31 protein-coding genes and 1 riboswitch are annotated in these 26,470 nt (G+C 33.1%); of the genes, 14 read left to right on the forward strand and 17 right to left on the reverse strand.

Going from position 1 to position 26,470, the window contains the following annotated elements; genetic code table 11:
- Positions 1-287: 287 nt before the first annotated feature.
- From ACKGJY_RS05610 to ACKGJY_RS05625, 4 genes are all read right to left on the reverse strand, one after another.
- Positions 288-746 carry a DUF1801 domain-containing protein gene (locus ACKGJY_RS05610; RefSeq protein WP_413972877.1) on the reverse strand — a complete coding sequence of 153 codons (459 nt, stop codon included), beginning with the start codon at positions 744-746 and terminating at the stop codon, positions 288-290.
- A 232-nt stretch (positions 747-978) separates the two neighbouring features.
- Positions 979-1,350 carry a VOC family protein gene (locus ACKGJY_RS05615; protein WP_413972878.1) on the reverse strand — a complete coding sequence of 124 codons (372 nt, stop codon included), beginning with the start codon at positions 1,348-1,350 and terminating at the stop codon, positions 979-981.
- 588 nt (positions 1,351-1,938) lie between these two features.
- Positions 1,939-2,874, reverse strand: a complete 936-nt coding sequence (locus tag ACKGJY_RS05620) for a 2-hydroxyacid dehydrogenase (RefSeq protein ID WP_413972879.1) — start codon at positions 2,872-2,874, stop codon at positions 1,939-1,941.
- A 35-nt stretch (positions 2,875-2,909) separates the two neighbouring features.
- Positions 2,910-3,275, reverse strand: coding sequence for a cupin domain-containing protein (locus ACKGJY_RS05625; RefSeq protein ID WP_413972880.1), 366 nt, complete (start codon positions 3,273-3,275; stop codon positions 2,910-2,912).
- Between the two features lie 551 nt (positions 3,276-3,826).
- Between ACKGJY_RS05625 and ACKGJY_RS05630 the strand changes: the two genes are divergently transcribed.
- Entirely contained in the window at positions 3,827-4,168 is a 342-nt protein-coding gene (locus tag ACKGJY_RS05630; RefSeq protein WP_413972881.1) for a hypothetical protein, read from the forward strand.
- Between the two features lie 398 nt (positions 4,169-4,566).
- Here the strand turns inward: ACKGJY_RS05630 and mgtE are convergent, their stop codons facing one another.
- The 6 genes from mgtE to ACKGJY_RS05660 form a co-directional block, all read right to left on the reverse strand.
- Positions 4,567-5,949: a magnesium transporter gene (gene mgtE, locus ACKGJY_RS05635; RefSeq protein WP_413972882.1), complete on the reverse strand. Its 1,383-nt coding sequence runs from the start codon at positions 5,947-5,949 to the stop codon at positions 4,567-4,569.
- 104 nt (positions 5,950-6,053) lie between these two features.
- Entirely contained in the window at positions 6,054-6,833 is a 780-nt protein-coding gene (rsmA, locus tag ACKGJY_RS05640) for a 16S rRNA (adenine(1518)-N(6)/adenine(1519)-N(6))-dimethyltransferase RsmA (RefSeq protein WP_413972883.1), read from the reverse strand.
- Positions 6,834-6,865: 32 nt separating this feature from the next.
- Entirely contained in the window at positions 6,866-7,525 is a 660-nt protein-coding gene (locus ACKGJY_RS05645; RefSeq protein WP_413972884.1) for a hypothetical protein, read from the reverse strand.
- A gap of 16 nt (positions 7,526-7,541) precedes the next feature.
- Positions 7,542-7,868 carry a DUF4286 family protein gene (locus ACKGJY_RS05650; protein WP_413972885.1) on the reverse strand — a complete coding sequence of 109 codons (327 nt, stop codon included), beginning with the start codon at positions 7,866-7,868 and terminating at the stop codon, positions 7,542-7,544.
- A 17-nt stretch (positions 7,869-7,885) separates the two neighbouring features.
- A complete protein-coding gene (locus tag ACKGJY_RS05655; protein ID WP_413972886.1) occupies positions 7,886-8,284 on the reverse strand; it encodes a DUF302 domain-containing protein in 399 nt (132 codons plus the stop codon).
- Positions 8,285-8,303: 19 nt separating this feature from the next.
- The gene (locus tag ACKGJY_RS05660) at positions 8,304-11,792 is read right to left on the reverse strand and encodes a leucine--tRNA ligase (RefSeq protein ID WP_413972887.1); all 3,489 of its coding nucleotides are present in this window, start codon (positions 11,790-11,792) and stop codon (positions 8,304-8,306) included.
- A 473-nt stretch (positions 11,793-12,265) separates the two neighbouring features.
- On the opposite strand from ACKGJY_RS05660, the gene ACKGJY_RS05665 reads away from it, so the two are divergent.
- The 3 genes from ACKGJY_RS05665 (at position 12,266) to ACKGJY_RS05675 (ending at position 14,681) form a co-directional block, all read left to right on the forward strand.
- Positions 12,266-13,183, forward strand: coding sequence for a DMT family transporter (locus tag ACKGJY_RS05665; RefSeq protein ID WP_413972888.1), 918 nt, complete (start codon positions 12,266-12,268; stop codon positions 13,181-13,183).
- Between the two features lie 84 nt (positions 13,184-13,267).
- Positions 13,268-14,146, forward strand: coding sequence for a cell division protein FtsX (locus ACKGJY_RS05670; protein WP_413972889.1), 879 nt, complete (start codon positions 13,268-13,270; stop codon positions 14,144-14,146).
- A 280-nt stretch (positions 14,147-14,426) separates the two neighbouring features.
- Positions 14,427-14,681 carry a DUF3098 domain-containing protein gene (locus ACKGJY_RS05675; RefSeq protein ID WP_413972890.1) on the forward strand — a complete coding sequence of 85 codons (255 nt, stop codon included), beginning with the start codon at positions 14,427-14,429 and terminating at the stop codon, positions 14,679-14,681.
- A 13-nt stretch (positions 14,682-14,694) separates the two neighbouring features.
- On the opposite strand, the gene ACKGJY_RS05680 is transcribed toward ACKGJY_RS05675, so the two are convergent.
- Positions 14,695-15,822, reverse strand: coding sequence for a glycerate kinase (locus ACKGJY_RS05680; RefSeq protein WP_413972891.1), 1,128 nt, complete (start codon positions 15,820-15,822; stop codon positions 14,695-14,697).
- A 79-nt stretch (positions 15,823-15,901) separates the two neighbouring features.
- On the opposite strand from ACKGJY_RS05680, the gene ACKGJY_RS05685 reads away from it, so the two are divergent.
- The 3 genes from ACKGJY_RS05685 to ACKGJY_RS05695 all read left to right on the forward strand — a co-directional run bounded on the left by ACKGJY_RS05685 (position 15,902) and on the right by ACKGJY_RS05695 (position 18,282).
- Positions 15,902-16,696, forward strand: a complete 795-nt coding sequence (locus ACKGJY_RS05685; protein WP_413972892.1) for an undecaprenyl-diphosphate phosphatase — start codon at positions 15,902-15,904, stop codon at positions 16,694-16,696.
- A gap of 125 nt (positions 16,697-16,821) precedes the next feature.
- A complete protein-coding gene (truB, locus tag ACKGJY_RS05690) occupies positions 16,822-17,514 on the forward strand; it encodes a tRNA pseudouridine(55) synthase TruB (RefSeq protein ID WP_413972893.1) in 693 nt (230 codons plus the stop codon).
- Positions 17,515-17,649: 135 nt separating this feature from the next.
- Positions 17,650-18,282: a hypothetical protein gene (locus ACKGJY_RS05695; protein WP_413972894.1), complete on the forward strand. Its 633-nt coding sequence runs from the start codon at positions 17,650-17,652 to the stop codon at positions 18,280-18,282.
- Here the strand turns inward: ACKGJY_RS05695 and ACKGJY_RS05700 are convergent.
- Together ACKGJY_RS05700 and ACKGJY_RS05705 are read right to left on the reverse strand one after the other, a co-directional pair.
- Entirely contained in the window at positions 18,266-18,886 is a 621-nt protein-coding gene (locus tag ACKGJY_RS05700; protein ID WP_413972895.1) for a thioredoxin family protein, read from the reverse strand. The two genes, ACKGJY_RS05695 and ACKGJY_RS05700, sit on opposite strands and share 17 nt — an antisense overlap.
- Before the next feature lie 153 nt (positions 18,887-19,039).
- Positions 19,040-19,660: a thioredoxin family protein gene (locus ACKGJY_RS05705; RefSeq protein WP_413972896.1), complete on the reverse strand. Its 621-nt coding sequence runs from the start codon at positions 19,658-19,660 to the stop codon at positions 19,040-19,042.
- Positions 19,661-19,831: 171 nt separating this feature from the next.
- Here ACKGJY_RS05705 and ACKGJY_RS05710 point away from each other — a divergent pair, with 171 nt between their 5' ends.
- The 3 genes from ACKGJY_RS05710 to ACKGJY_RS05720 are packed head-to-tail and all read left to right on the forward strand — an operon-like array spanning position 19,832 to position 21,630.
- On the forward strand, positions 19,832-20,398 hold the full coding sequence (locus tag ACKGJY_RS05710) for a DNA-3-methyladenine glycosylase I (RefSeq protein WP_413972897.1): 567 nt from the start codon (positions 19,832-19,834) through the stop codon (positions 20,396-20,398).
- A complete protein-coding gene (locus tag ACKGJY_RS05715) occupies positions 20,364-20,963 on the forward strand; it encodes a hypothetical protein (RefSeq protein WP_413972898.1) in 600 nt (199 codons plus the stop codon). Before ACKGJY_RS05710 ends, ACKGJY_RS05715 begins: the two co-directional genes overlap by 35 nt.
- A complete protein-coding gene (locus ACKGJY_RS05720; protein ID WP_413972899.1) occupies positions 20,950-21,630 on the forward strand; it encodes a DUF2490 domain-containing protein in 681 nt (226 codons plus the stop codon). The genes ACKGJY_RS05715 and ACKGJY_RS05720 overlap by 14 nt, the downstream gene beginning before the upstream one ends.
- 22 nt (positions 21,631-21,652) lie before the next feature.
- Here the strand turns inward: ACKGJY_RS05720 and aat are convergent, their stop codons facing one another.
- Together aat and ACKGJY_RS05730 are read right to left on the reverse strand one after the other, a co-directional pair.
- The gene (gene aat / locus ACKGJY_RS05725) at positions 21,653-22,282 is read right to left on the reverse strand and encodes a leucyl/phenylalanyl-tRNA--protein transferase (RefSeq protein ID WP_413972900.1); all 630 of its coding nucleotides are present in this window, start codon (positions 22,280-22,282) and stop codon (positions 21,653-21,655) included.
- A 160-nt stretch (positions 22,283-22,442) separates the two neighbouring features.
- Positions 22,443-22,820: a DUF3127 domain-containing protein gene (locus ACKGJY_RS05730; RefSeq protein ID WP_413972901.1), complete on the reverse strand. Its 378-nt coding sequence runs from the start codon at positions 22,818-22,820 to the stop codon at positions 22,443-22,445.
- Positions 22,821-23,113: 293 nt separating this feature from the next.
- On the opposite strand from ACKGJY_RS05730, the gene ACKGJY_RS05735 reads away from it, so the two are divergent.
- Positions 23,114-24,268: a sensor histidine kinase gene (locus ACKGJY_RS05735; RefSeq protein ID WP_413972902.1), complete on the forward strand. Its 1,155-nt coding sequence runs from the start codon at positions 23,114-23,116 to the stop codon at positions 24,266-24,268.
- A complete protein-coding gene (locus ACKGJY_RS05740; RefSeq protein ID WP_413972903.1) occupies positions 24,268-24,618 on the forward strand; it encodes a hypothetical protein in 351 nt (116 codons plus the stop codon). The genes ACKGJY_RS05735 and ACKGJY_RS05740 overlap by 1 nt, the downstream gene beginning before the upstream one ends.
- A 5-nt stretch (positions 24,619-24,623) precedes the next feature.
- On the opposite strand, the gene ACKGJY_RS05745 is transcribed toward ACKGJY_RS05740, so the two are convergent.
- The gene (locus ACKGJY_RS05745) at positions 24,624-25,013 is read right to left on the reverse strand and encodes an HIT family protein (protein WP_413972904.1); all 390 of its coding nucleotides are present in this window, start codon (positions 25,011-25,013) and stop codon (positions 24,624-24,626) included.
- A gap of 5 nt (positions 25,014-25,018) precedes the next feature.
- Complete coding sequence (gene greA / locus ACKGJY_RS05750) at positions 25,019-25,492, reverse strand: transcription elongation factor GreA (RefSeq protein WP_413972905.1); 474 nt, start codon at positions 25,490-25,492, stop codon at positions 25,019-25,021.
- Between the two features lie 148 nt (positions 25,493-25,640).
- Between greA and ACKGJY_RS05755 the strand changes: the two genes are divergently transcribed.
- Together ACKGJY_RS05755 and thiS are read left to right on the forward strand one after the other, a co-directional pair.
- A complete protein-coding gene (locus ACKGJY_RS05755) occupies positions 25,641-26,069 on the forward strand; it encodes a hypothetical protein (RefSeq protein WP_413972906.1) in 429 nt (142 codons plus the stop codon).
- Positions 26,070-26,117: 48 nt separating this feature from the next.
- A riboswitch (TPP riboswitch) is annotated at positions 26,118-26,212 on the forward strand.
- Between the two features lie 41 nt (positions 26,213-26,253).
- Positions 26,254-26,457: a sulfur carrier protein ThiS gene (thiS, locus tag ACKGJY_RS05760; protein WP_413972907.1), complete on the forward strand. Its 204-nt coding sequence runs from the start codon at positions 26,254-26,256 to the stop codon at positions 26,455-26,457.
- The last annotated feature ends 13 nt before the right edge of the window (positions 26,458-26,470 follow it).

Below are 26,470 nucleotides of genomic sequence, written 5' to 3' on the forward strand. Positions count from 1 at the left end.
AAAAAAAATAAGAGAAATATATACCAATTAGTTAAAAATATAAGGGTTCGTTATTCTTAAAAAAAGTATTAGGGCGTTACCCGAGATGTTTTACAAGAATAGCCCATAAAACTAGCGTTCTCGGGTCGGGCTTTCCGTTATATCTTTCTGCGAAGCAGTCCCTACTTTTGTTTCAACATCTCATCTTTTAAAGAACTATTGGTTTTAATATTACATCTTTAGTCAATTAATGCTCGCACAAAGGATGCCACTGCAATCCCTAACGCAGTTTATTTAATATACAAAATCTAAGCTTTTTTTATAGCAATTTCGTAGATTTTGATCCACTCGTCACAAGTCATTTTTCCAGTTAATTCACCAATCAATTCAAACGGAATCTCATCTAATTTTTTAAACCGAATACAACTTTTACCCATATCTAGTTTACGTTTACAATGTTTGGGGTATTCGTTTACAAACCAGTCGTGTAAATCTGGGTTGGCATAAATACCGCTATGGTATAAATTCACAGAATTTTTTTGAGACGCAAAACTCATAAATGGTAATGGCGTTTTGGGATCACAGTGGTAACCGTCAGGATATACAGTATGTGGCACATAATACCCAATCATTTTATAAATTATCCCTTCCTCAAATCCTTTTGGTAAATTAGAATTTATAACCTGTCTTAGTTTTTCTAAAACAGGTTGTCGTTCTTTGGGAACTTGACTGATATATTCTTTTGGTGATGAAGCGTTGTAATGCATAGTAATTTATTTGCGTTGTAATATTAACCCTGAAATTATAGCCATAATAAAACCAATACGTACAACAGTAAAAAACATTAAAAACGCCATAAATCCAGAACCGCCATAATCCTTCATTTGCTGTATAAATTCTGGCTTTTAAATTTATAATTCTTCAGTGAATAAATATTTAAACAGCACATTTCCTCCGTATTTAACAATTGAAGTCTTCATATGTTTTTAAGTTATAGTTTTACACATGTTGGTCTATTAAAATAGAATTACCATCAGGATCATAAAACATCATACTAGCTGGTCCAGAAGTAGTTGCATCTACCTCTTTTTCTAAAGCTACGCCTTCACTTTTTAGATGTTGTTGTATGGATCGTACATCATCAAAATTCGCTACTGCATTAGCGTTTTCATCCCAACCTGGATTAAAGGTTAAAATATTGTTTTCAAACATACCTTGAAACAAACCTACTAACGCATTGCCATTTTTCATGATGAGATAATTACGTTCTATATCTCCAGCAAAAACACTAAAACCTATTTTCTCATAAAATGCTTTAGATTTATGAATGTCTTTTACAGCTAAACTAATTGAAAACGCTCCTAATTTCATATATATTGATTTTAGTTATTATTACAAAACAAAACTAGGAATGCAGGCAGAAATGAGGGTCATACTTAAGTACCAAATAATTAATACTTTAGTTTAAATATATAAATTTTTGAATAATTAGCTATTTGTAACACTTATACACAGTTTTTTAGTAATTAGTTTTAAGATACCCTATATAAATTGAATAGACTCTAATTTAAAACAAAAGCATTAACACTTTAATCAACCCTAAAAAAATAATTCTTCTCATGGTTTAAAATTAGCAAAATTATTTAACGCTGTTATGATAAAATCTTCTCGATACAATTTTTCTTCGTTGCTCTACGAAAAACCACTCTAGGTGACATTTAAGTTTGTATTGATAACTCAATTATAAATCATCTTTAAGGATGCTTCTCGATACAATTTCGACAAAAAAATCGAAAACATTCGAAGTTGTAGAAGTGACATTGTGTATTGATTTTTAATCTAAACCTGATCTTACAGTTTAAATGCTGTAATCTTAAACATGCGCAAAACTAAATTAATATATCTATGTCAGTTCTGTAGAAGTCGAGTGATGCGAACAAAGGAGCATTGTATCGAGAACTAGCAAAATTTAGCCTTAATTTTATCTACAATAGTTTGGGCTAATTTTTCTTTACTCTCCACAGTCCAACCTGCTACGTGAGGAGATAATAATACGTTTTCTGCAGTAATTAAATACTCAAAAGCTTCGGGCATTTTAGACGCAAATAAACTTTCAAAAGATTTTTTTTCATACTCTAAAACATCCAATCCTGCACCTAAAATTTTCCCGGATTTTAACGCTCTAACTAAATCTGCCGTTACTACGCTTTTGCCTCTTGCCGTGTTAAACAACCAAAATGGTTTTTTAAATTGATTGATAAATACTGTATTTACCATACCAAGTGTTAGCGGTGTTTGTGGCGTGTGCAAACTTACCACATCCACCTTTTCTTGAAATTCTTCTAACGATACTTGTGTAGCATTAGCATCACCAACATTATCTTTAATATCGTAACACAACACGTTTACATCAAACCCTTTAAGTTTTTTTGAAAAAGCTTTTCCCATGTTGCCATAGCCAATTAAACCCACCGTTAAACCATCCAACTCAATACCACGGTTATCTTCGCGCAGCCATTTACCACGTCTTACTTCGCTGTCTGCTTTGTTTAGTTTATTAAAAAGAGATAATAGCATCCCCAAAGTATGCTCGCCCACAGCATTTCTGTTGCCTTCTGGTGCTGAAATTAAATATATGCCTTTAGCTTCGGCATAATCGCAATCAATATTTTCTAGACCTGCACCCACGCGGCCAATAAATTTTAGATTGGTTGCAGCATCTAAAAATTGTTTATCGATGGTAAATCTACTACGAAGTACAATACCATCATAATTTGCGATTTTGGCTTCAATCGCGTCTTTTGTAGCGGTATAATCTTCATGATTTATAAATCCTAAATCTGTAAGTTGATTGATAAGTAATTCGTGATTTGTATCTAAATGGAGTATTTTCATGTGAGGGGACTTGTAAAATAAGTTCTGTATAATAACTAAATTTTTGGGTACGTGGTTTGGGTTCTTTCGTGTGCTACATTCCCAGTGTGTGCTGTATTTAATTTTTCAAATAGTAGTACATGCACTTCTTCATCGTTTTTAGTACACGGGTTATGCTCTACACCTTTTGGCACCACAATAAGTTCGCCAGCGTTTACAACCTCTGTACGATCTCTAAATTGCATGTAAAGTGTACCTTTTATAACTTGAAAAAGTTCATCTTCATCATCATGACTGTGCCATACAAATTCACCTTTTAGTTTTGCTAAAATTACCTGCATATTATCTACAGTAGTAATTTGTTGCGGATGCCAATGGCTATTGAACTTGGTTAGTTTTTGTTTGATATTTATTGCTTTCATATTACAAAATTACGAAGTTTTCGTTTGTACATAATACAAAGCTTTTATAAATTAAAGTAGTATCAATACCATTTTTTCTAGTTAACTATGTCATAAATAAACAATACCTTCGGATATAAGTTATTAAAACAACGCATATTCGATGACACGTTGGTCAACATTAGGAAAAACGAGTAGATTTTATGATATTTATAACAAATTTGAATAAAGTGGCTACAGTAAATAATATACGAAATGGACTGATTAACAAAATACTATCCATTAGAAATAGAGATTTTTTGGTAGCTCTTGATAAGTTAATTACTTCCAGTTCTTCCGAATCAGAAATAGTTGAATTAACTAAGGAATAAATAGAAATCTGGAGTGGCTTAACACAATGTAATTTGGACAAGAATTGTCGACATTCAGTTCTTCGAATTTTAGAATATTGGGTTAAGCGAAATAAATCCAACGCTTACTCGAAAAAATTAGTAAAACTCGTCTCTGAAAGAGCAAAACAAATTGCGGATAAACCTCTATTGGTTGCAATATCAGAATAAAACGTAATCGAAATGAAAAAAATATTACAGAAAATTTTTCTTATACTTATTGGAATTGTTTTAATCGGAAAAATATCGAATTGGTTTCTGAATTATAATGACGAAACGAATCAAATTCTAAACGCAGGAATGTTCACTCTAATCGGAATTGCATACTTGGTTGGAGGTTTTGTTTGGGATAATAAACTGATTAATATTATTTTTCTGGTTTGCGGAATTTATTTGATTGCAATGAATATTATAGGAGATTTCGGACTAAAATCAATAATTGGAATTGTTTGCATTTTAACGCCAATGTTGATTGCACGATTCTCACCAGAAGAAACTGATGAAAAAGAATTGGCTGAAAATTAAAAAATACTGTAGCCAAAAATGTATAAAAACAATTCCGGTTTAGTGCTAAAAAAGGCAGGTGCGTGTTTGCTACATCTTATTTTACTTCGGAAAATCCTCGCACACTAACACGCAATATTTCATATAATTAACCGTCAAACAAACCTCTCCAAAAAAACCTAATCCCCAGAAATTGAAGTGCACTTAGCAAATACACCCGCGTTAGGGATTGTAGCGGCATCCTTTTTGCGAGTATTAATGGACAAAAGATGTACTATTAAAACTAAAAGTGCTTTTAAAAGATGAGATCCCAAAACAAGCCTGGGACTGCTTCGCAGAAAGATATAGCGAAAAGCCCGACCCCTTGTGGGTAACGCCCAAATAATGAGAGACAGAAACAAATTCAGTACGACGAAAGGTTAAATACCAAGAATCATTTTTGCTATCCAGAAATAGAGTAAAATACCTAAAATATCGTTACTTGTGGTGATGAATGGCCCTGTGGCTATGGCGGGATCTATACCGCGTTTGTCTAAAAATAACGGGACGAATGTGCCTATAAGGCCTGCTACGATAATAACGGCGACTAGAGATACAGATATGGCAAGTGCGGTGGTAACATCTTTCTCTACAGCCCATATAAACAGGAATAACACTATGGCGAGTACAATGCCATTTAATGCTGCCAGTAGCATTTCTTTTAATAAGCGACCGTTTATACTGCCTTTTACCTCATCGTTTACTAAACCTTGTACTATTATAGCACTAGATTGTACGCCTACATTACCCGCCATTGCTGCTATTAGCGGCGTAAAAAAGAAGAGAATTATGGCTTTACCTGTAAATAGACCTTTAAATTCTTCCATGATTAAAAAGGCACCGATACCGCCTACCAAACCTAAAAATAGCCATGGTAAACGTGCTTTGGTAAGTTGCAAAATACTATCGTCTGAATCTACATCGCCCGTGATACCTGCAGCCATTTGGTAGTCTCTTTCGGCTTCTTCTTTCATTACATCAACAATATCATCTATAGTAATACGGCCTAAAAGCACTTTGTTATCATCGCTTTCTATTACGGGTATGGCTTCTAAATCGTACTTTGCCATTAAACGGGCTACTTCTTCTACATCTTCATTAACGTTTACAAAATCTACATTAACTTTTACTAATTCAGAAATTTTTTGATCACTTTTAGCAGTAATCAAATCTTTTAAAGAAAGCCTGCCAATCAATTTTTCTTCTTTATTAACCACGTAAATGGAATGTACGCGAGTTACTTCTTTGGCTTGCCCGCGTATGCGGCGCATGCACCCAGCAACCGTCCACGTTTCGTAAACTTTTACCAATTCTTTTGCCATTAAGCCACCTGCGGTATCCTCATCGTAAGCTAAAAGTTCTTGAATTTCTTCTTTATGCTCTTCGTCTTCTATTCTAGAAATTACGTCCTGCTGGCGTTCTTCTGGAAGTTCTGCAATAATATCTGCAGCGTCATCGGTATCTAGCTCTTCTACCTCTTCGGCAATTTCTTTGGCCGTAAGGTTTTTAAGTACTTTTTCTCGATTGTCTTCATCGAGTTCTTTTAAGATATCTGAAGTGGTTTCAGAATCCAACAATTTAATGACATAAATGGCCTGTTCTAGATTAAGTTCATCTAAAATTTCGGCAATGTCGGCGTAATGAAACTCCTGAAGTAAATGTTGAAGGGTTTTATCTTCTTGTGCAGTAACCAGTGTTTCTACCTCTTCTAGAAGTTCATTAGTAAGCTCAAATTGTATGTTTTCTTTTTCTTCTTCTTCCATTGCTATGGAAATGTTATAAATTTAAACCACCTTAACAGATAGTCTTGGTAAAATTTTAATTTGAGTAAATACTCAAATTAAAATCGCTCGACCAGACTAAGTCGCTATAGTTTACGGTCGGTTTCAATCAACTGTGTTAATTCTATAAACTGTTGTACTTTCAATTGTTCTGGGCGCTTGTCAAATATAACATTTGCTTTTAAATTATCAGACAAATCAAATGTTTTTAAACTGTTACGCAATGTTTTTCGGCGTTGTTGAAATCCTGCTTTTACAACTTTAAAAAATAGTTTTTCGTCGCAAGGCAAGGTGTAGTTTTCTTTTCTTGTGAGTCGTAACACACCCGACTCTACTTTTGGGGGCGGAATAAATACAGATGGTGGCACCGTAAATAAATATTCTGCATCATAAAAAGCTTGGGTTAATACAGACATAATACCATACACTTTATTGCCTTCTTTGGAGCAAATACGTTGTGCTACTTCCTTTTGAAACATTCCTGAAAATTCTGGAATCTGATGGCGCATTTCTAAAGTTTTAAAAACGATTTGTGTTGATATATTATAAGGAAAGTTACCAATTATGGCTAAAGGCTCGCCTTTAAAAACGTCATTTAAATCATATTTCAAAAAATCTTTTTCTATGATTCTTGGTGCTAAATTGAGGTAATTGGCTTGGAGATATTCTACCGATTCTGAGTCAATCTCAATCACATAGGTTTTAATATCTTTTTTGAGTAAATACTTGGTAAGCACACCCATACCCGGACCAATTTCTAAAACGTTTTTATAACCCGTGAAAGAAAGCGTATCTGCTATTTTTTCAGCGATGTTTTCATCTCTTAAAAAATGCTGACCTAGGTGTTTTTTTGGGTTTACGCTCATTAGTCCTGGCTTTTACTATTGGTTTTTAGGAGCTAGCTTTTATTATTAAGTAAGACCTTTTGGTTAAACTTTGAGCTCTTCCAAGCTCTCATTATCTCATTCTTCTCCTTCGGTTTTAGATAGTTTAGCGTTGCAGCAAAATCAAAGCCGTTTATATATTTACTATACATATCTTGATAAAGAATAACTGCACCATCTGGCCCGTATAATCTAATACTAAAAACATTAAAATCTAAACCATCTACAGTTGACTTTGATGATAATGTATCTACTTTAATGCCCTTACTTGTGTAGGTTTCATAAAGTATTTGTTTCAAAGCTTCGTTATTCTCTTCCCACTCGCCTTCGTAGGTTAAATCAAATTTTTCAGAGGTAGATAAAAAAATGTGAAGTCTATCCTTTTTTAGATTAATAAGTTGCTTTAACCCTGACAAATCAATTTCTCCTCCTATTGTTTCACTAATCGCTTCTAGTCCTTTATCTGATTGATTTTGCACATCATCTCGTTGCATTACTTCCCAACCTTTAGGAATTTCCATAGTCCAACCAATATCATCACTATGGTAAAACCCAGCTTCTACCTTTCCCTCATCAACTTGCTTGTTTGGATCTTTTTTACAAGACACGCTAAAAAATATCAAACTCAAAACAAATATTTTTATAGTATCTTTTAAGTATTCTGGATAATGCATAGCAAGCCTTTTTAATTTATGTAAAATTGACGGTGTACTCATCAACAATCTGCAACTCGGTTCTAAACGCTAACATTTTATCGGCAAACTTTTTTAAACCTTCTTGTTGCAATCTATCAGCATCTTCACGATGATATGCGTCTAGCGCTTCTCTCGAGTAAGTTCTATATTGAATGGAATAGGTTACACCGCCCATATCTTCTTCAACCAAAACTTTGGTTAAGGTAGCCTTTTCAAACTTACCTGTACCCAAAACTTTTGGAATATGTGCTTTTATCCATGTAAGCCATTCTTCGTGGATAGACTCCTCTATATTTACGGTAACGTTATATATAAATTGCATTATTAAAATTTATAGTGTTATACTATTGCTGCATCTGTTAGCTTATTTAGCGCCCCAGCTATTTTTCCTAAAACAGCGTCTTTATCGGTAATACCATGTCGGTTTTTAAGATACAGAGGATCGTTGTAGGATACAATTACCTGCCCTTCTTCATCTTGATGCACTAATATTTTTTGAGGCAAGTCTAAACCAATAGTTTGTACATTTTGCATTAAAGGTGTGCCTAAATTAGGGTTGCCAAACATAATAATGCGTGTAGGTTTTAAATCTAATCCTACAGAAGTAGCATTAGCCTGATGGTTTAACTCTGCTACAATTTTTAAATTAGGATTATTCTCAATAACACCCCTTAATGTTTGGTATGTTGTTTCAAAATCCTGTTTGCTTATTTTACTTATTATTCCTGTTTCGCTCATAACACACATTTTAATTAATTTACCCTACGATATTTACTATTTTCCCGGGGACTACAATTACTTTTTTGGGTGTTCTACCCTGTAATTGGTCTTGTGTTTTCTCATAAGCTAACACGGTTTTTTCTATATCTTCCTTACTCATGTCTAACGGTAACTCTAGCGTAAAACGCATTTTACCATTGAATGAAATAGGGTAATTTTTACTACTTTCTACTAAGTGTTTTTCATCAAACTCTGGGAATGCTACTGTTGAAATACCTTTAAAATCTTTAGGTAAATGTTCTACATCAATAATTTTATTATATTGAATACAAGCATACAAATGTTCTGCAATATGCGGCGCATACGGTGAAATTAAAACCAATAAGGGTTCTAAAATGTCTTTTGAAGTACAGCCTTGTTTTGTCAACTCATTTACCGTAATCATAAATGTAGATACTGAGGTATTGAATGAAAAATTCTCAATATCTGCTTTTACTTTTTTAATGGTTTGATGTAATGTTTTTAAGTTGTCTTTTGATGGTTTAGCATCTGAAACTTTTAGTCCGTTATCATCCACATACAACTTCCACAATTTTTTTAAGAAGGAATGTACACCTGTGATACCAGCAGTATTCCATGGTTTGTATTGCTCTAAAGGGCCTAAAAACATTTCGTAAAGACGTAGACTGTCTGCTCCATAATCTGAAACAATATCATCTGGATTGACGACGTTGTATTTTGATTTGGACATTTTTTCTACGTCTCGAGATACTTTAAAAGTTCCATCTTTTTCAGTTATAAATTCAGCATCTTTGAATTCTTCTCTCCAATTTTTAAATACTTCAATATCTAATTCATCAGATGAGTTTATGAATGAAACATCTGCATGAATTTTTTGCCATTCAATTGTAATAGCACTTAAATCTAAATTGTCTTCGTTGAAATTTTTATATAAATCTTTTAACTCTAAAAATTTTCCATTTTTGAAATTTGATATTTTTTCGATCTTAAAATATTCATCAATTAAATCTTTTGAATGAAAGACCATAGGTAACCTTTTCTCTAGACTTTCATATTTTAATTTCTTACTATCAATTTCAGTATTTGAAACAACTGTGTGTGGAACTGCTCTATAAACAAAAGCACTAGTCCCAAGTATCATCCCCTGGTTAATCAGTTTCTTAGCAAACTCATCAACGGGCACCTCACCTCTATCAAACAAGAATTTTTGCCAAAAACGAGAGTATAACAAATGCCCTGTAGCATGCTCGCTTCCGCCAATGTATAAATCTACATCTTGCCAATAGTCTAAGGCTTCCTTACTTGCAAATTCGGTTTCATTATTAGCATCCATATAACGGTTAAAATACCACGAGCTTCCTGCCCACCCTGGCATGGTGTTCAACTCCAAAGGATGAATCGTTTTATTGTCAATTAAATCGTTAGAAACTACCTGGTTCTTCTCGGTATCCCAAGCCCATACGGAAGCGTTTCCTAGCGGTGGCTCGCCTGTTTCGGTTGGTAAGTATTTTTCAACCTCTGGGAGTTTTATTGGTAAATGTTCTGCAGCAATCATCTGCGGCAATCCATTCACATAATACACAGGAAATGGCTCACCCCAATAACGTTGTCTAGAAAACACAGCATCACGTAAACGGTAATTGGTTTTTCCTTCACCTTGGCCAATTTTTTCCAATTCGTAAATAGCGCGTTTGGTCGCTTTTTTATAATTAAGTCCGTTTAGAAAATCACTGTTTCCTATAATGGTTTTTGCTTTATCTGAGAATGCTTCTTCTGAAATATCCACCCCTTCAAAAATATTGGGAATTGGGATATTAAAATGCTTCGCAAAAGCATAATCGCGTTCATCGCCGCATGGTACAGACATTACAGCTCCTGTACCGTAGCCTGCCAAAACGTAGTCGCCAATCCAAATTGGAATAGGCTCCTTAGTAAATGGATGTTCAGCATAAGCGCCAGTAAACGCTCCAGAAATGGTTTTTACATCTGCCATTCTATCGCGTTCGCTACGTTTTGCTGTGGCCTCAATATAAGCCTCAACCTCAGCTTTTTGTTCTGGGGTTGTAATTTGAGAAACTAATTCGTGTTCTGGGGCGAGTGTCATAAATGACACTCCGAAAATGGTATCGGGGCGGGTAGTGAAGACTTTAATCCCCCCAGCCCCCGAAGGGGGAGCTTGCTCACTCTTGTAGGACTCGCTCGACGGTGTATTTTTTATTGATTCTCTTTGTGCTAATTCTTTTTCTATTCTATCTAGAACTATGTCTATATTACCAATTACTTCTTCATTTTTAAAACGAATAACTTTAAAATAATCATTTTCTAGAATTTCTGTTCGTTTTGCATCTTCTTCAACTTGCGATTCATGAATTTTCCCATCAACTTCAATGACTAATCGTTTATCGAGACATACAAAATCAACAATAAAATCTTTAATCAAATGTTGCTGCCTAAATTTAGCATTCAATTTTTTATTTCTCAGTTGTTCCCACAAAATGGCTTCGGCCTCAGTTGGGTTAGCACGCATCTCTTTGGCATGCTCTAATAACAAATGGGAATTATTTCCTCCCGTCATATAACCCGCCTGAGTATGCGAGAACGCTTTAGCTTCCCCCGTGGGGAAGGATAGGATGGGGAAAGTCACACTTGCCCCAACCGATTTTCCAATCCAATTACGCTGACTTTCTTTTAAAGCATCCGTCCAATCTATTTTTTCTAAACCTTGCAGTAAACGCTCTGCATAGGCAGAAATACGCATACTCCATTGCGTCATTTTTTTGCGAATTACAGGATGTCCACCACGTTCTGACACACCATTAACTATTTCGTCATTCGCCAAAACTGTGCCTAAAGCAGGACACCAGTTTACTTCAGTTTCTGCCAAATAGGTTAACCTGTATTGTAACAGTATTTTTTGTTGTGCTTCAGAAGAAAAACCAATCCAATCTTCAGCAGAAAAAGGAGCAATATTATCATCACAAACGGCATTTATATTTGCGTTTCCTTCAGCTTCAAAAATTTTGATTAATTCTGAAATATCTTCGGCTTTATCACTATCCGTATTATACCAAGAATTGAACAACTGAATAAATATCCACTGTGTCCATTTATAATAACTAGGGTCTGAGGTACGCACCTCGCGAGACCAATCAAAAGAAAACCCAATTTGATCTAACTGACGGCGATAGGTTTTTATATTTTCGGCAGTAGTAATTGCTGGGTGCTGCCCTGTTTGTATCGCATATTGTTCAGCAGGCAACCCGAAAGAATCATAGCCTTGTGGGTGCAACACATTAAAGCCTTGGTGGCGTTTATAACGCGCGTAAATATCTGATGCAATATACCCTAATGGATGCCCTACGTGTAACCCTGCACCACTTGGATACGGAAACATATCTAACACATAGTATTTTGGTTTCTCACTATTGTTTTCAGCTTTAAACGTTTGCCTATTTGCCCAATATTTTTGCCAATTGGCTTCTATCTCGTTGAAATTATATTTCATATACTGTTATTTTCTCGTTAGGGCGCAAAATCTCAAAGAAACTATTTTATAATTTCTACATTAAAATTTCATTACAGCGTCCTTTTGGAGCATATTTTAATGCGCAAATTTAAACTTATTATATAAGTATTAAAAGTTTAGGGGTATTAACTCTAAACGCTGGTAAATAAAATAATTTCTTGAAACGAACTATCCTCGAGGCATAGCCATAGAGTTATTTGCTCGTTTCATTATTGACTTTTTGGTCAAAAAACCGAAATTATGTTATTTAGATCCCGAAACAAGTTCGGGATGACAATTTCAACGGAAACTCCAACGCAGAGCGTCGAGGAATTCTCTTCGATTAAAAGTACTTGTTTGTAATATTTATAAGCGTTTGCTGCACTTAAAATGGTATTTCTAAATATTATAAACTAAAATAGGTTTACTTTTGTTCGCAAATTAGTTTTAATCTAAAAACCATACAAAACGCATTGCGAGCTACTATAATAAAAGCACATTTAGCACTTTTTGCAAGTCATGTTATTTATGCTGCAAATCATTTTATTGCTAAAGGCATCATGCCCGAAAAAATAAACCCAAACGCCATAGTAATTTTTAGATTAATTGGTGCTGGAGCATTATTTTGGGGTATCAAACTTTTTATAAAAGAATCTGTAGCAAAAAGAGATCTTTTTAAACTCGCCTTATGTGGTTTATTTGGTGCTTGTTTAAACCAGCTTTCTTTTTTTAACGGGCTAAATTTAACATCACCTATTGATACTTCGATAATAATGACATCGGCACCCACCGTTGTTTTTATCTTAAGTATGATTTTTTTAAAAGAAACTATAACCACTTACAAAATTTTAGGACTTAGTATTGGTGCTTTAGGTGCTATTGGCTTGGTGTGGTATGGACAAGTTGCTGAAGGAAACAGCTCGCTAATGGGTAATTTTTTTATTTTTCTTAATGTGTTTTTCTTTTCTTTATATCAAGTTATTGCAAAACCATTAATGCGCAAATATCATTTTATCACCATTATAAGTTGGGTGTTTTTATTCGGCTTTGTGTTTTCGCTCCCTTTTGGCCTTAAAGAAGCTGTTTTTAGTACCAATTATGCTAGTTTTACTGTAAACACCTATCTCGTTATCGCTTATATCATTTTATTTACCACGTTTGGTACGTTTTTATTTAATATTTATGCGTTAAACCAAGTCTCTCCATCTGTAGCAGGAAGTTACACTTATGTTCAACCCGCAGTAAGTTTTATAATTGTACTTATTTTATCTATGTTTTTTGATAATGACACCTATACTAAAGATGTAAATTGGGTAAAAATTATCTGTTGCCTTTTGGTAGTAATTGGCGTATTTTTAATTAGTAAAACACCAAAGAAAACCGCACCTTAAAACAACAATGTTGATATGTTTTAGTTTATACAAATACACATATCATATACTTTAGTATTTTTACAGCATCAATCTAATATCTTAATGAGTTCAGCCTTCGAAAAACATCAAAAACGCCGCTTAGTATCCTCCTATATTTCTGTAGTGATAAGTATCGCTTTGGTATTATTTTTATTAGGCTTATTAGGAATGTTGGTACTAAATGCAAAAAAAGTATCCGACCATTTTAAGGAACAAGTCGTTGTTACCATTTACCTAAAAGACACCGCTAAAAATGTAGAGCGCAAACAGCTAGAAAAAAGTTTGGCCATGGCAGATTATGTAAAATCTACAAAATACGTCTCTAAAGCAGATGCCGCTGCATTTATGAAGGCTGAAACTGGCGAAGATTTTATGGATTTTGTGGGCTACAACCCTTTACAAAACTCTATAGATGTGCATTTAAAAGCCGATTTTGTAACATCAGAGCATTTAGAAAAAATTTCAGCCGAAGCCTTAAACAAAACCTTTGTAGACGAAGTTACCTACGATAACGATTTGGTAAATCTTATGAACGATAACGTTAAAAAAATAAGTGTTTGGGTGTTAGTCATCAGCTGTTTATTTACTTTAATTGCTTTCTTATTAATAAATAGTTCGTTACGGTTGGCAGTATACTCCAAACGCTTTACTATAAAAACCATGCAAATGGTTGGTGCTACAAAACAATTTATTCGTCGCCCGTTTGTATGGAAAAGTGTCCGCCTTGGTATTATCGGTGCTGTTTTAGCACTCATTGGTATGGCCATTGTACTGTATTATATTAACAAAAGCTTCCCAGAACTCGAGCTTTTAACCAACCCCATTTTAATGGTTGTACTTTTTGCTGTTATTTTTGCCTTAGGCATCATAATTACTTGGATAAGCACATTTTTTGCCACACAACGTTTTTTGAATTTAAAAACAGATGAGCTGTATTATTAAAATAATTTGGGCGTTACCCCGAAAAGGGGTCGGGCTTTACGTTGCAAGTCCTCGCACCTCCTTCGTCGGGCTGTGGGCTTTCCTCTGCAATCCCTAACGCTAACCCACCCCTAACCCCTCCAAGGAGGGGAACACCACTCTTACTTAGAAAAACACAAAATAGCTACGATAAAATCAAATTTATTTCAAAACCAAACATCTAGTGCAACTAAAAATTTTAAACTCATATTAACACTTCATTTTAAATAAATCACTTAATTTGCATCAATTCTATTAAATTATGGGAGAGAAAAAACGTAAAGACTACGCAAAACCAATATTTGTATTTGGCAAAAAAAACTATAAATTTATGTTTATTGGTTTAGCATGTATTGCTCTTGGTTTTATACTAATGGCAGGCGGCGGTAGCGACGACCCTAATGTTTTTAATCCCGAAATATTTTCTTGGAGACGTATTCGTTTAGCTCCAACATTAGTGCTTATTGGTTTTGGTATTCAGATTTATGCTATTTTGCTGAATCCAGATAAAAAGTAGTGCTCAACGCAAATCAAGATTTTAATGAATTAGCAAATTCCGACGCTATTTTTTTTACATAATAGCTGCTATTACGCATCGCATCATCTAAATCTTTGGCATAATTTATAACAGCATCTGCATACTGTATTCCAAAATCTGCAGGTTGTTGGCTATCTAAATCAATCGCTCCACAAAACGCAGCTACTTTTATCCGTTTCGCTTTCGCAGAAGCCAATACACCTTGAATGGTTTTTCCAGACATAGTTTGTGTATCTAATTTCCCTTCACCTGTAATAATCCAATCTGAATCCTCTATTTTAGCATCAAAATGGATTAAATCTTTTACTAAATCAATTCCTGAGAGTAAGGTTGCATTCAAAAACACCGATGTTCCTGCACCCATACCACCTGCAGCTCCTGCTCCTTTTATATTTTGAACATCAATATTGAACTGTTTTTTAAATAAACTTGATATGTTTTTCAACCCAATATCCAACTGTGCTATTTCTTCTTTTGAAGCGCCTTTTTGAGGACCGTAAACATATGCTGCCCCATTTTCTCCATACAACGGATTTGTAACATCACAGGCTACTTTAAAATCAATAGCTTTTAAAGCACCAGTAACATTATCACCAATAATCGTATCAATGTTTGGTAAATTCTTTCCAATTGGGCTTAACTCAACACCATTTTTATCATAAAACTTATAACCCAAAGCAGTCGCCATTCCCATACCACAATCGTTAGTAGCACTTCCGCCAATACCCAAAATAATGGATTTCGCACCTTTTCTAATGGCATCCAGAATAAGTTCTCCTGTACCTAAAGTAGTCGTGTGATAACAATTTTGTTCCTCAGGTTTTAAGAGGTACATCCCAGATGTTTCAGCCATCTCAATAAACGCTGTTTCAATAGTATCCATATATAAATAGGATGCTTCAATTCGTCTGAATAAAGGGTCGTTGACTTTAACTTTTATGCGTTTTCCTTTTAAATGATACTCTAAAATTTCAATCGTTCCATCACCTCCATCAGCAAGTGGCAGTTTGATTATTTCGGTATTTGGTATCACTTCTTTAATGCCTTCTTCTACAGCTGCACAAAATTGTATCCCTGTTAAAGTACCTTTAAACTTATCTGGTGCGAGTACTATTTTCATTTAACTAAAATACAATTCATTACTATAAAGTTTACGCCTTTAAACTTCATTTGTACCACTATTTTAATATTTTTGCGCTATGGATATAATCGACGCTATTATTTTAGGCATTATACAAGGACTTACAGAGTTTTTACCTGTATCATCAAGTGGTCATTTAGAACTAGGAAAAGCTATTTTAGGTGATAATTCTGTTCCAGAAGAAAGTTTATTATTTACCGTAGTGCTTCATTTTGCCACTGCTTTAAGTACCATAGTGGTGTTTAGAAAAGATATTCTAGACATTATTAAGGGAATTTTAAAACTTAAATGGAATGAAGACATGCAGTTTTTAGCAAAAATTGTAGTATCTATGCTACCTGCAGTTGTTGTTGGTTTATTTTTTGAAGAACAGTTAGAAGCACTTTTTGGTGGTAATATTTTACTGGTGGGATGTATGCTAATTGTTACCGCATTACTTTTATTTTTAGCAGATAAGGCTAAAGACACCAATAAAAAAGTAAGTTTTAGTAATGCCTTTGTTATAGGTATATCACAAGCTATTGCAATGCTTCCAGGTATTTCGCGTTCTGGCGCTACTATATCTACATCGGTGTTATTGGGTAATGATAAAACTAAAGCAGCACGTTTCTCGTTTTTAATGGTAGTGCCTTTAATTTTTGGAAAAATTGCTAAAGATATTTTAAGTGGAGATATTTCTACCGAAAGTCAAAATATCACTGCATTAACCGTTGGTTTTATAGCAGCATTTATTGCAGGTTTATTTGCTTGCACTTGGATGATTGCCTTGGTTAAAAAAAGTAAATTATCCTACTTTGCGATTTACTGCCTAATTGTTGGCATCATAGCCATTGTTTTTACTTTGTTTAATTAATTTACATGTCTCTTTAAGTGATATTTAAAACATGAAGACATAGTAGTATCAATAAATTTTTATGAAAAATATTTATTATCGATACTTCAAATTATAGATTTGATATCCTAATTGACTTAATTTTTATGCTAAATAAAAAAGATTACCTTGCTGGACAGGTTTTGTTAATTGATAAACCTCTACATTGGACCTCCTTTCAAGTGGTAAACAAACTGCGTTGGGAAATCCGGCAAGCCTTCAACATTAAAAAAATAAAAGTAGGACATGCTGGCACGTTAGATCCTTTAGCTACTGGTTTATTAGTGATTTGTACTGGAAAAAAAACTAAGGAAATCAATATCTATCAAGGGCAAATTAAAGAATATACTGGCACGCTAGTTTTAGGTAGCACTACACCTTCTTTTGATTTAGAAACTGAAATTGATAATACTTACCCTACTAAGCATATCTCAGAGGATTTGATTCACAAAACCACGTCTCAGTTTGTAGGTGATATTCAACAATTCCCTCCTGTATTTTCGGCTATAAAGAAAGATGGCAAGCGTTTGTATGAGTTTGCTCGTGCGGGTGAAACTGTTGACATAAAATCAAGAACTGTGTCTATTTCAGAATTTGAAATCACTAAAATTTCAGCATTACAAGTAGATTTTAAAGTGGTGTGTAGCAAAGGCACTTATATTCGCTCTTTAGCTCACGATTTTGGAAAAGCACTAAACTCTGGCGCTCATCTTTCTGCACTAAGGCGAACTAAAATAGGCAACTTTAATGTAGATAATGGCATGTCTATTGATACCTTTATAAAAGGACTTAACAACTAAAATCTTTATATTTACGTATATTTAAAGTAAAAACATTATTAAAACATCGATTTGACCCTAACAAATCAGCATAAAGCCCTATTGTTAACCTTACTTATTACTGGTACGGTAATACTTTTTATTTTCAACCTTAGTTTGAAACAACAAAGTAAGCTCATTTCTGAAAGTTATTATGAAATAGAACCAGAGAAGACACTTACTAACGAAGATATAAAGACGCTTAAAGCTTTAGATAAACTAAATAAAGCTGAAACAAATAAAGCTTTTAACCAATCGAATACCAATAAACATTTTGCTGGGGCATACAAAACCATAGCACCTCCTGAAGATTATGAGCCTCAATCTAGAACTATAGATAATTCTAATGCCCTTGCGAGTTATAAATCTAAATACAAAAATTCAAATCCTGAAAAACTAAAAAACAAAGATCTTTCTTCTTTTAGTAAGGTAAACGATTTACTTAAAAAACAACAAAGTGAAGGTGCTAATACAAAAAGCACAGTACGTTATTCTCTAAAAAATCGTAACGCTATTTATATTCCAATTCCGGTGTATTTATGCGAAATTAGTGGCACAATAGTAGTAAACATAACGGTAAACACTAATGGTGACGTTATTGACACGTATACCAACACCTCTTCTACATCATCTAATGCATGTTTAATTGAGCATGCACTACAATATGCAAAAGACGCTAGATTTAATAGTGATGCCTCTAAAGAAACTCAAATAGGTTCTATTACTTTTAACTTTATTGGTAAACGCTAGCAGATTCTATATGGCTTAACAACTGTATAATGTCATTAATTATATTTTGTCCTTTATCGTTGTTATACCAATGCTGTAAATCTGTTTTAAAACTATCTGTTAGTCCGCCATTACTAGCCTTAAATCTATTTACATAACCTTCAGCTTCACTTGGTCTTGGCCCATAAGTCTCAAGAACTTCTCCCGATATATCATCAATAACAATTAATTTTGGTATCGCTTTACTACCAAAAGTTAAGAATGCATTTATTAGTTGTGGGTTTTCATCACGTAAAACCACACGATAATTTATGTTATAATTCACCTCTGCTATCTTATTAAATACCGGTAAAATATGAGCTGCATCTCCACACCAACTTTCTGTTATAACTAACCAAGTTATTTTAATTTTAAATTCTAAAAGTTTATTTTTTAAAGCTGACGAAATTTGTAAATTTTTGTTCCAACGCCTCATACGCCTTTCATTCAATTTGGTATAATTAATTAATGTAATTGTTTGTTCATTGCCAGTAGTCATCCTGTTTTCTACTAACTCTTTAACTAAATTCAGGTATGCATCGTAAGACATACTCTTTTTAATACCAGATTGAATAATAGTTTTCATAGTAAATACTTTAAAAGAGAATGCAACAAATTTAGAAGGTTAGCGCTCTCAATCTGCTGACTTTTATCATATTTTGAAAAATGACTTTATATAAACAAAAAAAGTAGCTCTAAATAGAGCTACTTTACGTTTTAAATAAAACAAGTTTATATACTAAACACAAGTTTCTGCCTCAAAACTGCACTGCATTTGTATCACATCATCTATTATATTTTGTCCTTTATTTTTATTGTACCAAACCTGTAAATCTTCTTTAAATTCTGGTGTTAATTTACCGTGTTTTGCTTTATATGCATTCACTAATGTTGTAGCTTCACTTGGTCTTGGCCCAAATGTATTTAATACTTCTCCCGTTTCTGTATCTAGCATAATAAGTTTAGCTATTGCTCGTCCACCATTAGTTAAAAACATATCAATTAACTCAATGTTTTCATCTCTCATCACAAATTTCAAATCAATATTATCGTTCAACTCCGCTAACTTATTTAAAACAGGAATTACATGAGCCGCATCGCCACACCAACTTTCTGTAATAACTAACCATGTTGTTTTTCTGGAAAAACCAGCTACTTTTTGTTGTGCTTTTTCAGAAACTTTTAAAGTTTTATCCCATCGTTTCATTCGTCGCGCATTTAACTTCGTATAAGTAATTAACGCCTCGGCTTGTTCTATACCTGTAGTGCCATTATTTTCGGCTAAGTTGTTTATTAAGTCTCTATAGGTATTGTAGGAGATCGCTTTTTCTAGACTAGATGCTATTGTTGGATGTGTCATTTTATATAGTTTATGTAATGTTTGTCTGCTTTAATTAAAATACATTACAAAATAAGTCATTTACTTGCTAAAATAGCGTAACAAAAGTTGCACTAAAAAAGCTAAACGGGTTAATTTTATATCTAAAAAATTGATTAAAAAAAAGTAACTTTAAGCTTTAATACAAAAATTATGACCAAAAAACACAGATGTGGTTGGTGTGTTGGAGATACACTTTATGAAACATACCACGACCAAGAATGGGGTGTACCGGTTTATGATGATCACACACTTTTTGAATTTTTAACTTTAGAAACGTTTCAGGCAGGGTTAAGTTGGATTACTATATTACGAAAACGTGAAAATTTTAGAAAAGCATTTGATAACTTCAATTATAATAAGATAGCAAATTACAAACAAGATAAAATAGATACACTTTTACAAAACGCTGGTATTATTCGTAATAAGTTAAAAGTAAATGCAACGGTTACCAATGCCCAAGCATTTCTAGAAATTCAAGAAGAGTTTGGTAGTTTTAGTGCCTATATTTGGAAATTTGTAGATGGAAAACCTATTAAAAACAAGTTTGATAATTACCGAGATGCACCAGCTAATACTGAGCTGAGTGACACCATTAGTAAAGATTTAAAAAAGCGTGGATTTAAATTTGTAGGCTCTACAGTTGTATATGCCCACATGCAAGCCACTGGTATGGTAAACGACCATGAAATACATTGTTTTAGATATGAAGAGGTTTAGTATTTTTATATTTTTTTTATATGTTTCTGTCTCATTTTCGCAATCTAAAAATGAAAAAGAAGAACGTATACCACTGTCTGAATTTCCTAAAGTGGCTAGAAACTATTTTAACGAGTTTTCTCATCAACTTAAATACCTAAAATTATATCGTGAAACCGATGGAGAGAAACACAGTTTTGAAGCAAAATTTAAAATAAAAAAGCTGTATTACAGTATTGAATTTGATACAATGGGAAAATTAGAGGATATAGAAATTGTAATTAAAGAAAAGTATATCCCGAAAACTACGCTTTTAGAAATCTCTACATATTTTGACACTAATTTTAAGAAAACAAGACTTTTAAAGATTCAAAAACAATACGTTAATTACACAAAGCAACCAGACAAAACTTTTATACACCATATTGTTAAACACCCAAACGATACACACACGCACTTTGAAATAATAGCCGAAGTAAAAACCAATAACATACACGAACTAAAAGAATTTACGTTTGATAAAGATGGTAAATTTAAAGCTTCAAGAAAAGTAACCTCATCGTCTTACGAGCATGCACTATATTAAATCGCTTATATTTATTATATTTTACTTGTGCTGTCCAGTTCTTTTAGCTCAAGATAATATACAGTCTTTAGGAGAAACCGCAGTTTCTATAAATCATAAGGTATCACAAACATACAGTATCAATTTTGCTGCTAGAAGCCGCTATTTTTTATATAGGGATAATGCAGTACAATACCAACAACAACAAATTGATGTTTTTCATTTTTCTACATTTAGTTTAAACTACAACCATAAATTAAGTTTTGGGGTGTATTATCGTCATAGAGATTGGTTTAAATCTGGGGATAACGAAATACGTTTTACACAACAGTTTAACTATACAAAACAAAAATTAGGTGTGCGCTACGGCCATCGTTTTAGAACCGAACAGCGAATTTTAAATACCAATACTATATATAGACAGCGCTATCGTTTTGCTGTTGATTTTCCTTTAAATGGAGAAAAACTAGATATTAGCGAAGCTTATTTAGTTAGTGCTGTAGAAAGTTTATTAAGTTTAAGTGAAGGCATTAAACCAGAAACCGATATAAGATTATCATCACAAATAGGTTGGCAAATTACTGAACAATTAAAGCTACAAACGGGTTTAGAATATCGTTTAGAGGCCTTTAATGTAAACACTAGCCACCAACTGTTTTTATTAACTACTGGGATTTTAAAAATTTAAAACGCTTTAGCGGATAATTATATCATCCTTTTAAAAGTTTTAAAAAGGTATCTCTAGGTAACTCTTCAGCACCTAAGCTTGCTAAATGATTTGTAAATACCTGGCAGTCTATCAACTTGTAATCTGTATTCTGAATAAATGAGATAAATGCTACTTTACTCGCATTACTTTGTTTAGCAAACATACTTTCGCCAGTAAAAATACCATTACCTAAATCTATACCATAAAAACCACCAATAAGCTCGGTACCACTCCAAACCTCAACAGATTTGGCATACCCCATTTTATGTAATTCTGTAAAGGCTTTAATCATATTCTCAGTAATCCATGTACCTGTTTGCCCTTGGCGTTTAGCTTCTGCACAAGCAGTAATTACCGATTTAAAATCTTTATTTATAGTGACCTTAAAATCTTTATTTCGTAATACCTGACGCATACTTTTAGACACTTTAAGCTTTTCGGGGAAGAGTACAAAACGAGGATCTGGACTCCACCACAAAATTGGCTCATCACTTTCAAACCAAGGAAAAATACCAGAGCGGTACGCTAAAAGTAAGCGCGCAACAGATAAATCGCCACCAATAGCCAAAATACCATCCTCTGATGCGTTTTCAACATCTGGAAACCATAAATCTTCTGTTAAAAATTTCATTATATAAGTTAAAATAACATAGTAATAAAGCCCAAGAAAGGCTTGCAACGATAGTTTTTCTTTTTTTCTTTAAAAATACAAAACCTCAATGTTTTTTAAAAAACATTGAGGTTTATTTTATAAGAAACTGAATCAAATTCAGCTTAAAACTTTTATTACGTTAAAAAGGCAAATCATCATGATCTTCTTCTTTTAAATCACCTGCAGGCTCAAAAGCGTCTGCTGGTGGCACTGGTGGTATATTTTCTCCAGCAGCCCCACTTTGTAAGGCTTCAATTCTCCAACCTTGTACAGAGTTAAAATACTTAGTTTCACCTTGCGGGTTAACCCATTCTCTACCTCTTAAATTAATATTAACTTTTACTTGCTGTCCTTCTTTATAACTATTTAACAAGTCTGTCTTATCTTGTACAAACTCTACTAAAATATGTTGTGGATACTGCTCCTCTGTAGTTACCACTAATTCTCTTTTTCTAAATCCGTTACTCCCAAAAGTTTGGGTTTCACCAATCATTTTTATTCTTCCTTGAACTTCCATGTAATCTATGTATTTATTATATAATCTAATTTCTCCTGTAATAGTATTTTTTAAGCAATTCGTAAATTTTATGCTTAACTAATGGCTTACTTCTTCATTATTATCAACCTAAGTTTAACGACTTAGTTTACATCACTTTAACATTGCAATATATTTGACAAAGATAAAGTAATCTAAATTTTAACTTAAAACAAATGTAACTATTCTAATACGCTTATAAAAACAGATTTACTAACAACTGAGACAATAATATTAACAGATTTGCATTATATTACTGACTAATCAAAATTTGAATGCTTTTTACCAAATATTCTAATACATTTCGCTGGATAATGATAACCATATCTTTCATTATCGTATCACTAATTTTATGGAATACTTATGTGTTTTTTCAGAATTTTAAAGAAGAAGAACGCATAAAAATGAAAAATTGGTCCTTCGCTTCAGAAGAATTATCAAAAACTAATAATCTTGATGTTGATATCGGTAATCTTCCTATAGAAATACTGCAAAGTAATAAAACAACACCAATGATTATAGTTGATAAAACAGGCAGCTATGACACTAAAAATATTGCTGAAAATATTGCTAAGGATTCTATTAAAATTCAAAAGCTAATTTTAAAATTTCAAAACGAATACAATCCGATAAAAATAACTTATGATAATAAGCTACTACAAACTATTTATTACGGAAACTCTCCGTTATTGAATAAATTAAAATACTACCCCTTAGCATTATTACTTATTATCTTTCTTTTTACAGGTGTTATTTTTTTCTTTTACAAGAGCAATAAAAACGCTAGCCAAAATAAACTTTGGTCTGGAATGGCAAAGGAAACAGCGCATCAAATTGGCACACCGTTATCTTCTTTAATTGGATGGACAGAGTTATTAAAAACGGAAAATGTAAACCCTGATTACATTGTTGAAATTGAAAAAGATATAGATAGACTGCAAACTATTACTGAACGTTTTAGCAAAATAGGCTCTTTACCGACTTTAAAAACTACTGATATCGTATCTGAAACCAAACAAACCTATGATTACTTAAAACTACGTTCATCAGATTTAATTGAGTTTGATATTGATATGCCTAAATCTGAAATTCCTGTAAAGCTTAATAAACAGTTATATAGTTGGACGATAGAAAACCTTGTGAAAAATGGTATTGATGCTATGAAGGGTAGAGGAAAAATATCTATTAAAGTTTCACAATTAGAGAACAACGTAAAAATAAGTGTTACCGATACTGGAAAGGGAATTCCAAAGAAAAAATTCAATGCTATTTTTGAACCCGGATATACTACAAAAAAACGTGGCTGGGGTTTAGGATTATCACTTACCAAACGTATTATAGAAGATTTCCATAACGGCAAAATTAAAGTACTAGATTCTACCCTTGGAGAAGGTACAACTTTTCAAATTAGTTTAAAGCGTGTAAACTGATGAAAACAGAAACATTAATTGATGTTAAAAAGGTAGATTTAAAAAACAACTGCCCCGAATGTTTTAGTAATGAGGGTTTACAACTCATGTTTAAACAAAAATGTATTGAAACCACATTCTACAAATCTATTACCAATCATATAAGTCATGAAATAGTATGTAACACATGCGAAAGTATAATATATCCTGAACGATGGACGGATGATATAGAGCGTGTATTTGAATATCAGCAAAGAGCTTTTACACCAAAAACAACATCAACATATTATAAAAAAAATTTCTGGATATTAGTAATTAGTATTACACTTGCGATTATAATAACGCTAGGATTAGCAGTGTTTTACTATTAAAAAAGTTAAAGATTAGCGCTTATTGCAGCTGCAGTATTTTTAAAATTTTCTGGAGTCATTTTTACCTTTTTAACAAAACGAGCATCATCCATAGATTGTAACGGAATTAAATGTACATGTGCATGCGGTAACTCTAAACCTATTACTGATAATCCCACACGATTACAAGGTATTGTTTTCTCAATAGCTAAACCCACTTTTCTAGAAAATTGCATTAAACCGTTATAAGTAGCTTCATCTAAATCAAGCAACTTATCTACTTCTTTTTTTGGGATACATAAAGTGTGCCCTTTAGCATTTGGATTTACATCAAGAAATGCTAAAAACGCATCTGTTTCAGCAACCTTATAACAAGGAATTTCACCGTTTACTATTTTAGTGAAAATTGAGGCCATATTTATTATCTTGAAATTTCAATAACATCAAACTTCATCACACCGTTAGGTACTTGAATTTCGGCAACTTCACCAACAGATTTTCCTAACAATCCTTTTCCAATAGGAGAGTTTACAGAAATTTTACCCGAAGCCAAATCTGCCTCACCATCAGCTACCAACGTATAATTCATTTCCATCCCGTTAGTTTGGTTTTTTATCTTCACCTTAGAAAGCACTAATACTTTAGAATTATCCAATTGAGATTCATCAATTATTCTTGCGCCCGCTAAAGCATCTTCCAGTTTTGCAATACGCATTTCAAGCATACCTTGAGCTTCTTTAGCAGCATCATATTCAGCATTTTCACTTAAATCGCCTTTATCTCTTGCTTCTGCAATCGCTTTTGATGCTTTTACGCGCTCTACATCTTTAAGCTGTTGCAGTTCTGCTCTTAATTTTTTTAACCCTTCTGGTGTATAGTAAGATACTTTACTCATAACTTCATCGTTTAACTTAAAAAACCCTGTTACTTACAGGGGTAAAATAAAAAAAATCTCGCTTACACGAGATCTTATTACAAATATACAAAATATTTAAATGAAGATTGTATATTATTGTAAATTGCACCTTAATTACCAAGATTTTATGAGAATACTTATTGCCTTTATTTGTTTATTTATGTTGACTACTTGTGATAGTAATTCCTTAAACGATGAAAACTGTCAGTTTTTATTAGACATTAACGTAAACGAACCTGTTAATCTTAATTTACCGCAATTCAATCAACTACAATTCCCAAGTAATCCTGTTTTTATACCCAATGCAGGAAATGGAGGTATTATTATTACCAACACAGGAAGCGATTTTGCAGCGTTTGATGCTGCTGATCCAAACCATATATTTGAGGCATGTTCTGTTTTAACTATTGAAGGTCTTACTGCAAAATGTGGTTGTGATGACGAAAATGAATATAACCTATTTACTGGGCAACCGTTAAATAATGGTAATTTACGATGTTCGTTAAAACGTTACAGAGTTCAACAAAATGGAAATACGTTGGTCATTTTTAATTAGTGTTATAAAAACTAAAGACGTAAGCTAACTATTCCTTATCTTTGTAATTGTAAACTTTAGGAGTAGCTTATATACTAGCTTGAGACATATCCTTAGAACCTGATTTGGTTAACACCAACGTAGGAAAAAGTTAAAATTTTTAAATAGTACTGCACTATTCCTGGTTTACTGTAAAATTAGTTTTATGATTACTGTAGAAGTAAACCAAAAAAAGCACCAATTTGCACCAAAAACAACATTAAACGATTTGGTTAACGATTTAAACATCCAAACCAACGGCATTGCTATAGCTGTAAATAACCGCGTTATAAAAAAAACAAGTTGGAGCGCACAGCATTTACAACAAAACGATGCCATTTTAATCATAACCTCAACACAAGGTGGATAACACGTTGTAGCTA

The organism is Hyunsoonleella sp. 2307UL5-6 (genome assembly GCF_047345485.1).
Taxonomy (GTDB): domain Bacteria; phylum Bacteroidota; class Bacteroidia; order Flavobacteriales; family Flavobacteriaceae; genus Jejuia.

Excerpts from the sequence above, each read along its gene's own strand:
- ACKGJY_RS05610 (WP_413972877.1), bottom strand. The coding sequence starts at position 746 with ATGCATTACAACGCTTCATCACCAAAAGAATATATCAGTCAAGTTCCC.
- ACKGJY_RS05615 (WP_413972878.1), bottom strand. The coding sequence starts at position 1,350 with ATGAAATTAGGAGCGTTTTCAATTAGTTTAGCTGTAAAAGACATTCAT.
- ACKGJY_RS05620 (WP_413972879.1), bottom strand. The coding sequence starts at position 2,874 with ATGAAAATACTCCATTTAGATACAAATCACGAATTACTTATCAATCAA.
- ACKGJY_RS05625 (WP_413972880.1), bottom strand. The coding sequence starts at position 3,275 with ATGAAAGCAATAAATATCAAACAAAAACTAACCAAGTTCAATAGCCAT.
- ACKGJY_RS05630 (WP_413972881.1), top strand. The coding sequence starts at position 3,827 with ATGAAAAAAATATTACAGAAAATTTTTCTTATACTTATTGGAATTGTT.
- mgtE (WP_413972882.1), bottom strand. The coding sequence starts at position 5,949 with ATGGAAGAAGAAGAAAAAGAAAACATACAATTTGAGCTTACTAATGAA.
- rsmA (WP_413972883.1), bottom strand. The coding sequence starts at position 6,833 with ATGAGCGTAAACCCAAAAAAACACCTAGGTCAGCATTTTTTAAGAGAT.
- ACKGJY_RS05645 (WP_413972884.1), bottom strand. The coding sequence starts at position 7,525 with ATGCATTATCCAGAATACTTAAAAGATACTATAAAAATATTTGTTTTG.
- ACKGJY_RS05650 (WP_413972885.1), bottom strand. The coding sequence starts at position 7,868 with ATGCAATTTATATATAACGTTACCGTAAATATAGAGGAGTCTATCCAC.
- ACKGJY_RS05655 (WP_413972886.1), bottom strand. The coding sequence starts at position 8,284 with ATGAGCGAAACAGGAATAATAAGTAAAATAAGCAAACAGGATTTTGAA.
- ACKGJY_RS05660 (WP_413972887.1), bottom strand. The coding sequence starts at position 11,792 with ATGAAATATAATTTCAACGAGATAGAAGCCAATTGGCAAAAATATTGG.
- ACKGJY_RS05670 (WP_413972889.1), top strand. The coding sequence starts at position 13,268 with ATGAGTTCAGCCTTCGAAAAACATCAAAAACGCCGCTTAGTATCCTCC.
- ACKGJY_RS05675 (WP_413972890.1), top strand. The coding sequence starts at position 14,427 with ATGGGAGAGAAAAAACGTAAAGACTACGCAAAACCAATATTTGTATTT.
- ACKGJY_RS05680 (WP_413972891.1), bottom strand. The coding sequence starts at position 15,822 with ATGAAAATAGTACTCGCACCAGATAAGTTTAAAGGTACTTTAACAGGG.
- ACKGJY_RS05685 (WP_413972892.1), top strand. The coding sequence starts at position 15,902 with ATGGATATAATCGACGCTATTATTTTAGGCATTATACAAGGACTTACA.
- truB (WP_413972893.1), top strand. The coding sequence starts at position 16,822 with ATGCTAAATAAAAAAGATTACCTTGCTGGACAGGTTTTGTTAATTGAT.
- ACKGJY_RS05700 (WP_413972895.1), bottom strand. The coding sequence starts at position 18,886 with ATGAAAACTATTATTCAATCTGGTATTAAAAAGAGTATGTCTTACGAT.
- ACKGJY_RS05705 (WP_413972896.1), bottom strand. The coding sequence starts at position 19,660 with ATGACACATCCAACAATAGCATCTAGTCTAGAAAAAGCGATCTCCTAC.
- ACKGJY_RS05710 (WP_413972897.1), top strand. The coding sequence starts at position 19,832 with ATGACCAAAAAACACAGATGTGGTTGGTGTGTTGGAGATACACTTTAT.
- ACKGJY_RS05715 (WP_413972898.1), top strand. The coding sequence starts at position 20,364 with ATGAAATACATTGTTTTAGATATGAAGAGGTTTAGTATTTTTATATTT.
- ACKGJY_RS05720 (WP_413972899.1), top strand. The coding sequence starts at position 20,950 with ATGCACTATATTAAATCGCTTATATTTATTATATTTTACTTGTGCTGT.
- aat (WP_413972900.1), bottom strand. The coding sequence starts at position 22,282 with ATGAAATTTTTAACAGAAGATTTATGGTTTCCAGATGTTGAAAACGCA.
- ACKGJY_RS05730 (WP_413972901.1), bottom strand. The coding sequence starts at position 22,820 with ATGGAAGTTCAAGGAAGAATAAAAATGATTGGTGAAACCCAAACTTTT.
- ACKGJY_RS05735 (WP_413972902.1), top strand. The coding sequence starts at position 23,114 with ATGCTTTTTACCAAATATTCTAATACATTTCGCTGGATAATGATAACC.
- ACKGJY_RS05740 (WP_413972903.1), top strand. The coding sequence starts at position 24,268 with ATGAAAACAGAAACATTAATTGATGTTAAAAAGGTAGATTTAAAAAAC.
- ACKGJY_RS05745 (WP_413972904.1), bottom strand. The coding sequence starts at position 25,013 with ATGGCCTCAATTTTCACTAAAATAGTAAACGGTGAAATTCCTTGTTAT.
- greA (WP_413972905.1), bottom strand. The coding sequence starts at position 25,492 with ATGAGTAAAGTATCTTACTATACACCAGAAGGGTTAAAAAAATTAAGA.
- ACKGJY_RS05755 (WP_413972906.1), top strand. The coding sequence starts at position 25,641 with ATGAGAATACTTATTGCCTTTATTTGTTTATTTATGTTGACTACTTGT.
- thiS (WP_413972907.1), top strand. The coding sequence starts at position 26,254 with ATGATTACTGTAGAAGTAAACCAAAAAAAGCACCAATTTGCACCAAAA.